Below are 12,930 nucleotides of genomic sequence, written 5' to 3'. Positions count from 1 at the left end.
CTACTGTGCAATCCGAACCGAGCTGAACAGTTGACCCCGGAGCTAATGGGCGGCAAAAGCTTGCTCAAGATCCGCGATCAGGTCACTGGCCTCCTCGATTCCGACCGAGAGCCGAATCGTAGCCGGTGAGACTCCCAGCAGCTTCAACTCGCGAGGACGCAGACTGGAGTGCGAGGAGAGTACAGGGTAAGACACAGTGGACTCGACGCCGCCAAGACTGGTGGCGAGATACCACAACTTGAGCGCATCAATAAACTTCTCCGCCGCAGCGCCTCCCCCGCGAATGTCGAACGAGACGATAGCCCCGAAGTCGCGCATCTGCGCGGCGGCTAGCTGGTGTGAAGGTGAATCTGAGAGTCCGGGATAGAAAACTTGAGCTACCTGGCGGTGGCTGGCAAGGTACTCTGAAATGACCTTGGCATTTCGGCAGGCGCGTTCCATGCGGACTTCGAGAGTCTTGAGTCCTCGCAGCAGGAGGTACGCAACCCCGGGATCGGAGCACCCTCCGGAGAGAATCATAGTGTTGCGAATCGGATCTGCCCAGCGGCGCGAAGCTACAACCGCTCCAGCCGTGAGATCGCTATGGCCTCCGAGATACTTGGTAGCCGAGTGAACGACGATATCGGCTCCGAGCGCCAGCGGCTTCTGAAGTACTGGGGTGGCAAAAGTATTGTCGACCACAACGGCGACCTTGCGGCGATGTGCGGCCGCACTGAGAGCGCGGATGTCGGCACAACGCAAGGTGGGATTCGTGGGCGTTTCGAGGAATAACATGCGCGTTTTGCGCGTGAGGTACTTCTCGATTTTGGGAAGGTCGGTGAACGGCACAAAGCGGGTCTTTATTCCGCATCGGGCAAGCAGGTCCGAAAACAACTTGCTCGTGCCGCCATAGATGTCCACCATTGAGACGATCTCGTCGCCGCTCTTGCAGAGGGTGAGAGCGACGGCCAATTCGGCGGCGAGTCCGCTTGCAGTCAGAATGCAATCTTCCCCCTGCTCGAGAGCAGCAATCTTCTCTTCAGCGGCGCGCAAGGTTGGGTTTCCATAACGCGTGTAGAGAAAAACTTCAGGGTCACCGGCAGCATAGCGACGCAACTGCTCTGTATTGCGGAGCGCAAAAACTGCGGTCTGCTGGATCTCGGTGGTGATGGGAGCGTTGCGACCGTGTCGGTCTTCCCCGGCGTGAACCGAGAGTGTGGCGTCGGATGCGGGAGAGGTTTTGTTCATGTGCACTGGTGAGATCGAATCCAGTTTATGAAGTGTACAGGATTTACCTTACTGCGAGTGCAACATGGGAGAACCCGATCAGGGATCGGCTCTCCCGCAACGCTCAGGCGCTCAGAAGGTTAACCGCGCTTATCGCTTGGCTCGAACGGTTTCGAGGCATTGGCCGAAGAGATCGAGGAGGTGCTTGGCGTAGTCCTCGGCGCGGGACACAGTGCCGCCCTGGAATCCGGCGCCGGGGGTTCCGGTGCGGCCGTAGCCAGTGGTAGTGGCGATGAATTTCATCATCTCGAGGGCGATCTCTTCATCGCGGCGCAGAGGTGGAGCAGGAGGAACTGGGAGAGCAGGAATTTCGCTCACGGGAAACACTCCGAAGCTGGATTTAAAGAAACACCGCGCCCCTTATGAAAAGGCGGCGCGGTGCCGATGATAACAGATATGCAGACACGAAGAATAAAGGTGAAACGTGATACCCGCAGCTTTCATATCTGCGGCACGGCGTTAAGTCACCAGACTCCCTCCCTTTATTCTCCCGAGGAAGTCTGCCGATGAACAGCAGCTTGAGCATCAATTCGAGCCGAAACCGGAGGTTTCTTAGGCGGAAGAGCGTCCGAGGTTTCGACAGCCGCTCTTTCGGTGTCGACGTCTTCAGACTCGAATACCGGCCTCAGCAGTCCAACCTCAAGCAAAATGTCCGAAAGCGAGTCCATCGCGGTTGCGTAGCGGCGCTCGGCGCGTTGAACGGTAATGCCCAAGCGCAATGCCGCTTCAGGAATGCTGTATTCCAGCAGCACTACTCCGGCGATGATTTCCAGCAAGTGACGTTCGAGTCGATCGAAAACCCGCTCGATGTCATGAACAAAGATGACAGCATCTTCGAAGGTATGCAGTTTGTAAGAACTGACGCGGGCACGGAAGCAGAGTCCTCCGAGCACGCTCGGCAAGCGTCCAATATCGACTGCCATGCGGAAGTAGCGCTGCAGCAGCGCACGTGTGTACGGACGATAAGCAGACAGATTCTCGCGCAACGACCGAGAACCTCCGGAGATGAGTTGCAACCCGGGTTTGCTCACTACTTTCCTCATGCAGCCTCCGCGCGAAAACGGGTGAAGAACTGCAGAAAGGCTTCGGGATCTCCGACTCGAAGTGCAACCTCGACTCTTGCACATGGCTCACATTCTTTCCGATGGCTGCCAGCACGACGAAACCAGAGATTTCCGCAACGCTCGCAATACTTCAGTTCCAAACTGCGCGACTGCGAAGATGTAACAACAACTTCCATTGTTCCAACGCCCCCTAATAAAAAAGCCTGTCACCGGCACGACATGAAATCGGGCGGGAATGAACTCCACGCACGTCCCATGCTGCTGCCAATGACAGGGCTCGGTTGTTTTCCGACGACCTGTGTAATTTCAACTGATTTGCCGCGTCACTATCCGCGAAGGGATGTGCCGCCGGCAATGTTTAGTTCCTGCAAATCCTCAGGTAAGCCTGCGGTCGCTTTTGCGTGTAAAGTACCCTTCTTCATAACCCGACTTGAGTATTGTGCCGTTCTGAATGACGACGCTGAGACGGCCGGTGAAGCGAATTTCCCGGAGAAGATGTGCAACGCCCAAAGCCAGAAGCTCGGAATTTTGAACCTTACGACGAAACTCGGCGAACGTGGTCTCGTTCCCGGTACTGCTTTGCTCCATTGGTACAGCTCCTACTGGCAATTTTGTTCGATGGGTGAATCATTGCACGATATGGGGCGGAGTGGAACGAAAATCTTATCTCTAAGTTACTAAAGTATAGATATGACGGTTAAAAACATTTCTGAAAGTTATAGATTGGCGAGCCTACAATGTTGATGTCCGATATGCAGAATCGTTTGCGTGCGCTGGTTCGTGAGCGCATCGAAAAAGGTGAGTTGACAGGAACGGAACTGGCTACACGCGCTGGATTCCAGCAGGCGCACGTTTCGAATTTCTTGAACGCACGCAGAGGTTTGAGCATAGAGGCTATGGATCGAGTGATGGAAGTGCTGCGGTTGGACGCACGCGACCTTCTGCCCGAGGATCGCAAGAAAAGCCCAACATCTGACAGCAACCTGTTCGATTCCATCCCGGTTGTCGCGCCTGCAGCGCTATTGCAAAGTGATTTCAGCAAAGAGGAAATCGTCGAGGTACTTCGCTTTAAGAAGAACTTTCTGCGCAGGATTCGTCCGGAGATGGCCAGCGAGCGGCAAAGTTGGCAGCGTTTCGTAATCACAAAGGCGGACAAGGATTCGGGTGAGGCGATGCGTCCGAGACTTCTACCTGGGGCAACCCTGCTGATCGACAGGCATTACAACTCGTTACAAAGCTACAGGCGTCGCGAGCCGAATCTATACGTCGTGAAGAGCGGAGATCAATACAAAGTGCGTTATGTCGAGTTGCAAGGAACCCAGCTCACGCTGCGGCCGGAAAATCAGAAGTGCTCTCTTGGATTTGTGCAGATCAATAAGGGGCAGACATTTGCAGACTACGTGGTGGGGAGAGTCGCGCATATTTCGATTGAAACGTAGTGCCGAGGGCTATGGGTTCGCTATTCGGTGGACATCTGACGCTGGGTGGCCCAGAGTCGGTTCCGCTCCAACTCTGGGACTGATGGTGTGAGTTGCACGCCTGAAGATTCGTTGCGATCGAAGCAGACCCAGAGTTGGAAAAACGCCAACTCTGGGCCACCAACACATCTTGCAAAAACTTCTACTTGGTTGTGCCTCCAGCGTGTGGCTCCTTCTTGCTTGCCGAGGCCCACGGGTCTTCGCTCATGCCGAGGTTCTTTACGAGGAAGCTCCATTCATCTGTGACTTCATCAATGGCTTTCGAAATGGGCTTGCCTGCGCCGTGTCCTGCCTTGGTTTCGATGCGGATGAGCACAGGTGAATCGGCCGACTGATCAGCCTGCAAGGTTGCCGCGAACTTGAAGCTGTGCGCCGGGACTACGCGGTCGTCGTGATCGGCGGTGACGATGAACGTGGGTGGATACTTCGTTCCGGGCTTGAGGTTGTGCAAAGGCGAGTATTTATAGATCGCCTTGAACTCCTCAGGATTGTCGGATGATCCGTAGTCGCTGGTCCACGCCCAGCCGATGGTAAATTTGTGGAAGCGCAGCATGTCCATCACGCCGACACCGGGAAGCGTGGCACCAAACAGGTCGGGGCGCTCAGCAAGAACGGCTCCGACGAGGAGACCGCCGTTGCTGCGTCCGCTGATGGCCAGCTTCTTAGGCTGCGTGTACTTGTTGGCGATGAGCCATTCAGCGGCCGAGATGAAGTCATCGAAGACATTCTGCTTTTGCAGCTTGGTTCCTGCGAGATGCCAGGGCTCGCCGTACTCGCCGCCCCCGCGGAGATTGGCTACGGCGTAAACGCCGCCCATCTCCATCCAAACGAGATTGGAAACGCTGAAGGCTGGCGTCAGCGAAATGTCGAACCCGCCGTATCCATAGAGCAGCGTGGGATTGTTGCCGTCGAGTTCAATTCCCTTCTTCGACGTGATGAACATGGGAACGCGCGTGCCATCTTTGCTGTTGTAGAAGACCTGTCGCGTTTCGTAATCATCAGGATTGAACTTAACGACTGGGCGGCGGAAAACCGTGCTGGTGCCCGTTGTCATGTCGTAGCGATAAACGGTGCTCGGCGTGGAGTAGCTGGTGTAGGAGTAGAACGTCTCACGGTCGGTGCGCTTACCGTTGAATCCGCCGACAGTGCCTAGGCCCGGAGTCGCAATGGTGCGCAGAAGCTTTCCATCCAAGCTGAAGACGCGAACCTCGCTATGCGCGTCCTTCAGATAGCTGGCGACGAACTTGTTGTCAAGCGTAGCTGCGCCCTGGAGAGTTTCCTTCGTTTCGGGGATGATGGTCTTCCACTGATCGGGCGCGGGATTGCGTGTGTCGATGGCAATGACGCGGCTCAGAGGAGCGTTGAGGTTCGTCACAAACCAGAAGACGGGGCCATCGTTGTCGATGAAGTTGTAAACCGCATCTTTCTTATCGAGCAAAGCAATGACGGGACTATCGGCGGCGGCGAGGTCCTTGTAGTAGACGCGATTCTTCGGGTCGGTTCCTTCGCTGATGTGGATGATTAGGTAGCGTCCATCATCAGTGACCGTGCCGCTGAAGCCCCATTCCTTCTGGTCGTCGCGCTTGTAGATAAGCGTGTCCTGCGACTGCGGCGTGCCAAGCTTGTGATAGTAGAGCTTCTGATAGTAGTTGGCGTCGCGCAGCATGGATTGCTCTTTGGGCTCATCGTAGCGGCTGTAGAAGAATCCCTTGCCATCCTTGGTGAATGAAGCCGGAGAGAACTTGGACCACTTGATGACGTCTGGAAGGTCTTTGCCGCTCGCGACATCGCGCACGTGCCACTCCATCCAGTCCGAACCGGAGCTAGAAAGGCTGTAGGCGAGCAACGATCCGTCGTCACTGAGCGCGGTGCCGCTGACGGCTACGGTGCCATCGGAAGACAGTGTATTGGGATCGAGCAGCAAGCGAGGCTCGGCGTCGAGCGAAGGCAGCCAGTAGTACACGCTCTGGTTTTGCAGTCCCGTGTTGTGCGAGTAGAAGTAGCGCGAACCGCGTTTCTCGGGAACGGAGTAGCGCTCGTAGTTCATAAGCTCCTTCATGCGAGAGCGGATCTTTTCACGCGCGGGAATCTGTTCGAGATAGCCGAAGGTGAGCTTGTTTTCGGCTTCGACCCAGGCGCGCGTGGGCGCCGAATCAGGGTCTTCGAGCGGACGATAGGGATCGGCGACCTTAGTGCCATGATAATCGTCAACCTGATTGCTGGTGGGAGCCTTGGGGTATTCGAACTTCTTCACTCCTTCATTTTGCTGTGCGAACGCTAGTGGCGTACAGAGCAGAGCTGCAAGGATGAGGAATTTGTGTGTCATCGGGACCTCGAATTCATAAGTGCATGCAAGGGTAAATGCGAGGAGGAAGCAGAGGCAAGGTTCAGAGCTGGTGGGTGAAAGCAGAGCAAGAGCAGCGTCACTACCCCACCCTAAAATCAAAAAACCGAGTTTAGGATGGGGCACCCTCGAGTTTCTCCTTACTGGCGCACTAATACCTGAGTGCGGGGGAAGGCGAAGGAAGCACCGGCATCGTCGATCACGTTCACCTGGCATGTGTACCAGCCAGGGGTGAGCGTCTTCATGGGAACTTCGAACTGGAAGGCGGCTGCTTTGCGATCGGCGACATTCAAGTGTTCGGCTGCGACAAGCGGGGTTTCGTAAACCTTCACCTTGCCGCGGAAGAACTGGATGTTCGTCATCACGTGGATCGAATCCTTCTTCTCCGGCAACTTGGCGGGGTCATAGACCTCGTAGTAGAGCGTCATGGACTGGTCGGGTGTGAAGACGTGAGCGATGTTGGGGACGATCTCCTGTCCGTCGCCGACCAGAGGATTGTCCTGCGATTTCTTCCCCGCAGGAATCTTCTGGCTGGAAAGCATGACTGAACTGACCTTCATCTTCTCTTTGCGAAGATCTGGGATGACAAGATCGCTTTCGAAGGTTCCGATGCGGCCATTCTGATTTTCACGCACGACAAACTTAAGGTGATATTTGCCGGGCGGAAGCAGGAACCGAGTGGTGTACTGCACGTTCTTGCGCTTTGCGGGCACAGTCGTTTGAGCTGCAGGCTGCGGGTTCGCGTTGTCGGTCGGTTGCTGCTGGCCAGCGGCGGTGACGCTTTGCGTCTGTTCGACGGAGAGCTTTATGGTGTCGCGAATGTTGCCGATGGGGAACTTTGTTTCCTTGTCGCGCACCATGCCGAGGATGTCGAGCGAGGCTTTGTCTTTGTCGCGCTGTACGGCGATAGCTGAACCGGGGACGATGATCGAGACAGGAACGTAGAACTTGCCATCCGCATTGCGGAAATATCCGGTGGCGAGATAGACGGGCAGATCGGTGTTAGGAAGATCGGACATCATCTCTTCCTGCAACTGCTCTTCGCGATCTTCCTTGGTGAAGTGTTGGAAATCCCGAGGGCCGTAGTAGCCGAGGCGGTATTCCAGCTTCAGATCCTTGCGGTTGAGCTTGACCTGAATGCGGCGGAAACGTCCGTCCTTATTGGCATTCGAGCTGCGATAGCCCAGCACGTAATAGGTTTCGCTGTCGGCCTGAACCTTGGCGTAAGCCTTACTGAAATCGTTGGAGTCGAGGAAGGCTTTGCCGCCAGTGTCATTGGCGATGGTGACAAGCGTTTCCTGGCTCGCGAAGTTGGAGTCGAGATCGTTTTGCACGGCAGCGCCGCTATAGGCAGAGGCTCCGCGCAGGCTAGCAGAGCCTGCACCTCCGCCGGGAGGCATTGCTTCAAGGCCTCGAGAATCAACAGAGTAGATCGAGACGTTGGAACGCACAGCGGCGTTGACCGCAGCACGAAGCTGAGCCTGGTTCTCAACGCCAGTCTTCGTCATGCCACTGCTGAAGTAGAGAATTGACTTCTTCTGATCGATACCCGCGAGATTCTTGGCAATCGTGGAAAGCGCCTGCAATCGCAGATCGGTGTTGAAAGTGTTGTAGTCGGTATCGTCGGCAACGAATGAACCAGCGTCGTCGGCTGTGCCTTCGCTGGTGCCCGTGGTGCCGGATTCCTGTCCGGATCCCTCGTTTCCGGCAATGCGGTCGAGAGCGGAGGCAAGACGCTTCTTGTCGGCGGTGAAGTCCTGCGCAATCTTGAGCGAGGTATCAAAGGTGACGATCGAAACAAGATCGGCTGGCGTCATCTGCTTGGCGACGAAGTTCTTCGCACTTTCAATGGCGCGATCACTGTCGTCGCTTTGCAACGAACTGAGGTCTAAGAAGAGGACGATGAGGCGACGATCCTTGAGGGCCTCGTGGGTAGGAGCTTTCTTGCTTGTGAGCAGGTCGGCGGATGTGGCTACGGATTCCGCCTGCGCCGGGCCAGACTGTGGAGCTGCGGGGGCGAAGTTGCCAACGTCCTCAAGGTCAAAGCTCTGGATGCGCTGCGCTTTTCCGTCTTCGAGCACGGTGAAGTCGCTCTGCTGAAGGCCACGGACGAGGTCGCCTTTCTTGTCGCGCACTGTGACGGAGACAAGCACCAGATCGCTGGTAACACGGAATGTGAAACCACTGTCACCAGAATGAGTGTCCTGCGCGAGAGCGGCCGGTGGAATGAGCATGGAACAGCAGACAAGCAGGGCGAGAGTCCTGCGCATGATTTCGTATCCGCACTTATTCATCGACATAAGCAAATCTTTCGCAACGCTTAGAACCTGTACTGCAAGGACAAGGTCATTTTTCGCATAGACGCCACGGAGATCACCTGGCCAAAGGTGGCAGAGTTCACGGTGGTGTCGATGCTTGAATAATTGGGGTGGTTCAGCACGTTGGACGCTTCGGCGCGCGCTTCCAGTCCGGTAGTTTCGTGAATGGGGAAATTCTTCGACAGCGCGAGATTCATCACGAAGCTTCCAGGGCCGATGATCGTGTTGCGTCCCGCATTGCCGTAGCTGCCAGAGGCAGGTTCGGAGAAGGCTGCGGTGTTGAACCAGCGTCCGAGGCTGCGGTTGCCAACCTGAATAGACTCGCCGTTGTAGTCAGCGCGCAGTGTGCCGTTGGTGCCGCGAGCTACGTCAGAAATGTTGCTGAGGACGCGTGCTGTGAACGGCGTCCCGGAAGCCAGTGTGAAGCTGCTCTGAAGCATCCAGTCACCAAAAGCCTTTTGCGCGAGTCCAGGCTTGGTAAGCCAGCGGCGGCCTTCGCCAAAGGGCAATTCGTACATCCAGTCGCCGGTGAACTTGTGTCGCTGGTCGAAGCTGGAGAGTCCACGCTCGGCACGGAGGTCCATATCGTTCTGCGCAACAACCTGAGTGCCTCCTCCGATGGAAGATGCGTTGTCGATCGACTTGGAGTAGGTGTAGGTGCCTCCGACAGAAACGCCGTGGCTCATGCGTTTGCGAACGCGAAGCGAACCCGCGTGCAGTATGGATGAACCCTGAGAGGTTTCCCAATTGAACGGCTCAACATCGGCGATCTTGAGTCCCGAGGCGGAGCGATTAGGGGCGCGCAGCATGTCGAGTGCTGTTCCTTTGCTGCCGGTATAGCCAATGTTAATGAGTAGCGTTGGCGTGAGCTCGTGCTGGACGTTGAGATTCCACATCTGCACGTAGGCAATGCGGTAGTTGGGATCGATGCCGAAGCTGTTGGTTATCACCGAAGAGTTGGCGTTGGGATCGGTAAAGCCGTTGATCAACGTGAGTGTCGTGTTCGGTGCGGTAGCGGGAGCAGTGTTCGTCTGCGTGACAGCGTAAGGCGGCTGCGACGCGAGGTTTTGCACGATAGAGGCGTACTGCCCAAGGTTGTAGTTAATGCTGTATCCGGCACGCACCACGGTCTTGTTGCCGAAGGGCTTCCAAGCTATTCCGAGGCGCGGCGCGAAATTGTTATGGTCGGGGCGAATCAGAGAATGACCAAAGCTGCTGCCAGGAGATACGAGGGTAACGCCCTGAAATGCGCCGCTGGCGTCATAGTTGGCAAGCAGGTTGGTGATGCGGTTGTGGGCCTCGTCAAAGGGCGAGATGAATTCGTAGCGAAGTCCGTAATTGATGGTCAGATTGCTGCGCACACGCCAATCGTCTTGCGCGAAGAAGTCGTAACTGTGAGCGAGGTATTCGTCACGGACGCTGGAGTAGGCCAGCGAAGTCTGCTGCGCATAGCCGAGCAGGAAATCTGCGAAGTCGTATCCCGTTCCAGAAGCTGCGACACCATTCACGTAGTTTGCGGTGGACGAACCAGTGAAGGTGAATGTTCCGCGCGGATTGGAGCTGGCGTAGGCGAGGTTGTCGATCCAGCGATAGTCAGCTCCGAAATGGAAGTGATGCTTGCCGCGCACCCATCCGAAGTTCTCACTCAGGCTGAACGTTTGAGAGTCGCGCAGAGATGGAGTGACGTCGGTAAGCCCGGTAAAGTCAGCAAAGGACAGATTGGGCACTCCCCAGTTGATTGCATTGTCCGGACCAGAAGACACTCCGTTGATTCCAGCAAGTGAGACGACATCGGTTACTCCGGCATAGAAATTTCCAGTGTGTGCACGGCTGCGGTTCCAAGTGAAGCGAAGCTGATTGCTGAGCTTGCCTTTGCTAAGCGCCCAACCGACGTTGGCGTTGAAGCCGTTGCTGTGAGTATTGCCTCCGACAGACGGAAACGGCTCAAGCGTTTGCGACTCGTTGCGCTGATAGTTAAAGCCAAAGCTGAGGTTATTGCGCGGGCGACGGCTTCGCGTGCCGCCACCGAAATCATGCGCTCCGGGAGGCGGAGGAGGCATGGGACCGCTCTGAGCATTGGCTCCGAAGTTGTGGGTGAGACGGATGCCTAGCATATCGGAGTTGGAATCAGCAGCGGAGGAATACCGGAAGTTTTGCGTCGAACCGTTAGTGACGTTAGGAAGCGGAATGTATGCGAGCAGCGTCTTTACGGCCTGGTAGTTCGGGCTGCTCTGAATGAGTGCGGCTGGCAGGGCCTGTCCGTTGTTGCCAAGCAACTGGCCGGGATGCGTCGGATCGTAAATCCTGACGGAGCAACTCGCCGTGCTGGAGCAGAAGTTTGCGTCGTAGGTACCGGGCGCATCGGTGGCTGTAAGCTGGCCGCGCTCGGCAAGCGTGGGTACGTGCGAGAACACGTCGTAAGGAGTGGTGCTGCGCGTGCCGGAATAGTTCACGAACATGAATGTCTTGCCGCCATCGTCATAAACGTGCGGAATCTTGAACGGACCGCCAAGCATTCCGCCAAAGCGGTTCGCACCATATGCAGGCTTGGCCGAAGGCTCTCCACTGAGAGAGTAGGGAGAGGCATCGAGCGCACCATTGCTGGCGCGGTAAAAGATTTGTCCGTGGGGGCGGGTCAAAGAGCCCATGCGCATGCGTCCGCCGCCGGGGCCACCAGGTCCTCCGGGAGGCGGGCCACCGCCCATCATGAAGACGCCATCGCCTCCGCCGGGACCGCCTTGGCCTCCGCCAAGTTGTCCACGAGCCCGCATTTCTTCGATGCGATCGCGGAGATCATCCATATTCTGCAGGCCGAAGTCCTGAGCGTTGCCGCCTCGTCCGGTGACAGAGACAGACTGATTTGTGGCGTCGGCACTTGTGGCGAAACCATTTACACCGTTTGAGCTGCCGTTGGTACCGTTAGATTCTGTATCGCCGGATGATTGCGCCAGAGCAGCATCATCGGCACTGAGCGTGAGGCGCTGGGCGCTGCGGGTGCCGTTCATCGTGGCTCCGGCGACACGCTGGCGCAGTTGAGGTTGATCTGTGGCCGATGCAGATTCGGTGTCGGTCGTTTTTGGCGCGCGAGACTCGAGAACCAGATCGAAGTCATGTGTGGCATCGGGAGCAGTCGGCGTGAGGACGATTTCGGCTGACTGCGCGGCGAAGGCTGGGAATTCAGCACGCAAGACCCAGCGTCCGCGAGAGGGCAGATCGAGACGGAACGAGCCATCTACGTCGGTGGAAGTGATGATCTTGCGCCCGGTAAGCGAGTGAGCCGCAATGATGCTGACTCCAGGAAGTTTGGACGCGCCGGAGCGGATCACGCCACGAATTGAGAATGCCTGCGCGCTTAAGGGTGTCATGTTTGCTCCCTGTGCGGCCGATGTGTTTTCCGAGGGCGTGGCGGAAGATGAGGATGCTGTGGGCGCGGCGGACGCAGGGGAAGTTTCTTGCGCCAGGGCCGACGTGAGGCCAATGCAAATCCCAAGGATCAATCCAAGGTCCAGTGCTACCCGCTTACTAGCTCCAGTGGTCGATAACATGATCGATTCCCTGCCCCTAATTCTTTTTGCCATTGGATTCAGGTGCGGGTTGTGCGCCGGGGGCCGAGGAACCATCGGACGCGGGCGGAGGAGCATCGGGACGCGGACCACGCGGGCGCCCTGCATTGAGTTCCTTGGGAACGAAGATGCCATTCTTGACGGAGCCCATGCCGCGAACGAAGTCTCCGACCTTGATGTCGGCCAGCGTGACGCTTTCGTGGCGCTGATTGCGAAACGAGGTGTCGTCATCCACTTCGATGACCTGCTCGGTGCTGTCGGGCTTGCGAATGGTGAGGCGGGTGCCATCTACCTTGACGAGTTCTCCGAGGATGTAAGTCTTGCCATTGTCAGCCGGATTCATTTGCATGCCGGGGCCACCAGGACCACCGAATCCACTGCTGCGCTGGCCTAGCATTTCGGCTGTCCACACGCCATCCTTGTCCTGCTGTCCGGCGACGAAGACGCGATCACCGACTTTGAAGTCGGAGAGCTTACCTTCGGCGCGATCCTTCATGAAACGAGTGGAGGACGTGAGCTTTACCTTCGCGGTTTCGCCACGAAAAGTGTGCAGGGTGATGGTCGAGCCTTCGATGGCCGTTATTTCGCCGCCAACGCCGTTGAAGGGGCGTGCACCATGGCCGGAACCGATGCCGGGAGGGGGACCTTGAGGCGCATCCTGTGCGATCGCCGTGGTGGAAAAAACTGCTGCCACTGCTGCTACTGCCACAAAGCCGAGAATCGTGCGTTGCATTCTACTTTCCCTCGTAGCTGAACTTTCTTGAAAGACTTACACCAAGATAGACGCGGAGCAGAGTGGCACGTTGACAACGGCGGGGGCAGTCGGGGCGAAATTAACATTTCTTTGCAAATGCAAGGTTCCGAATCTCGAATCGAGAGTTGTGGATTGCTGATGAG

Annotated in this window: 9 protein-coding genes; 1 reads left to right on the top strand and 8 read right to left on the bottom strand. The window is 56.7% G+C overall.

What is annotated here, in order from left to right:
• Positions 1-42: 42 nt before the first annotated feature.
• The 4 genes from AC6IZD_RS01190 to AC6IZD_RS01175 form a co-directional block, all read right to left on the bottom strand.
• Positions 43-1,227 carry a trans-sulfuration enzyme family protein gene (locus tag AC6IZD_RS01190; RefSeq protein WP_497785852.1) on the bottom strand — a complete coding sequence of 395 codons (1,185 nt, stop codon included), beginning with the start codon at positions 1,225-1,227 and terminating at the stop codon, positions 43-45.
• Between the two features lie 129 nt (positions 1,228-1,356).
• Entirely contained in the window at positions 1,357-1,584 is a 228-nt protein-coding gene (locus tag AC6IZD_RS01185; protein ID WP_497785851.1) for a hypothetical protein, read from the bottom strand.
• Positions 1,585-1,748: 164 nt separating this feature from the next.
• Positions 1,749-2,309 carry a hypothetical protein gene (locus AC6IZD_RS01180; RefSeq protein ID WP_497785850.1) on the bottom strand — a complete coding sequence of 187 codons (561 nt, stop codon included), beginning with the start codon at positions 2,307-2,309 and terminating at the stop codon, positions 1,749-1,751.
• A 396-nt stretch (positions 2,310-2,705) separates the two neighbouring features.
• A complete protein-coding gene (locus AC6IZD_RS01175) occupies positions 2,706-2,918 on the bottom strand; it encodes a hypothetical protein (protein WP_497785849.1) in 213 nt (70 codons plus the stop codon).
• Between the two features lie 149 nt (positions 2,919-3,067).
• Between AC6IZD_RS01175 and AC6IZD_RS01170 the strand changes: the two genes are divergently transcribed.
• Complete coding sequence (locus AC6IZD_RS01170; RefSeq protein WP_497785848.1) at positions 3,068-3,769, top strand: hypothetical protein; 702 nt, start codon at positions 3,068-3,070, stop codon at positions 3,767-3,769.
• A gap of 181 nt (positions 3,770-3,950) precedes the next feature.
• Here AC6IZD_RS01170 and AC6IZD_RS01165 read toward each other — a convergent pair whose 3' ends face one another.
• From AC6IZD_RS01165 to AC6IZD_RS01150, 4 genes are all read right to left on the bottom strand, one after another.
• The gene (locus tag AC6IZD_RS01165; protein ID WP_497785847.1) at positions 3,951-6,134 is read right to left on the bottom strand and encodes a prolyl oligopeptidase family serine peptidase; all 2,184 of its coding nucleotides are present in this window, start codon (positions 6,132-6,134) and stop codon (positions 3,951-3,953) included.
• 158 nt (positions 6,135-6,292) lie between these two features.
• The gene (locus tag AC6IZD_RS01160) at positions 6,293-8,452 is read right to left on the bottom strand and encodes a VWA domain-containing protein (protein ID WP_497785846.1); all 2,160 of its coding nucleotides are present in this window, start codon (positions 8,450-8,452) and stop codon (positions 6,293-6,295) included.
• A 20-nt stretch (positions 8,453-8,472) separates the two neighbouring features.
• Positions 8,473-11,835, bottom strand: coding sequence for an outer membrane beta-barrel protein (locus tag AC6IZD_RS01155; protein WP_497785845.1), 3,363 nt, complete (start codon positions 11,833-11,835; stop codon positions 8,473-8,475).
• 196 nt (positions 11,836-12,031) lie between these two features.
• Complete coding sequence (locus tag AC6IZD_RS01150) at positions 12,032-12,766, bottom strand: DUF5666 domain-containing protein (protein WP_497785844.1); 735 nt, start codon at positions 12,764-12,766, stop codon at positions 12,032-12,034.
• Positions 12,767-12,930: the final 164 nt, after the last annotated feature.

The sequence above is a fragment of the Koromonas humicola genome, from assembly GCF_059726255.1.
This window is presented reverse-complemented; position numbering and strand designations above follow the sequence as displayed.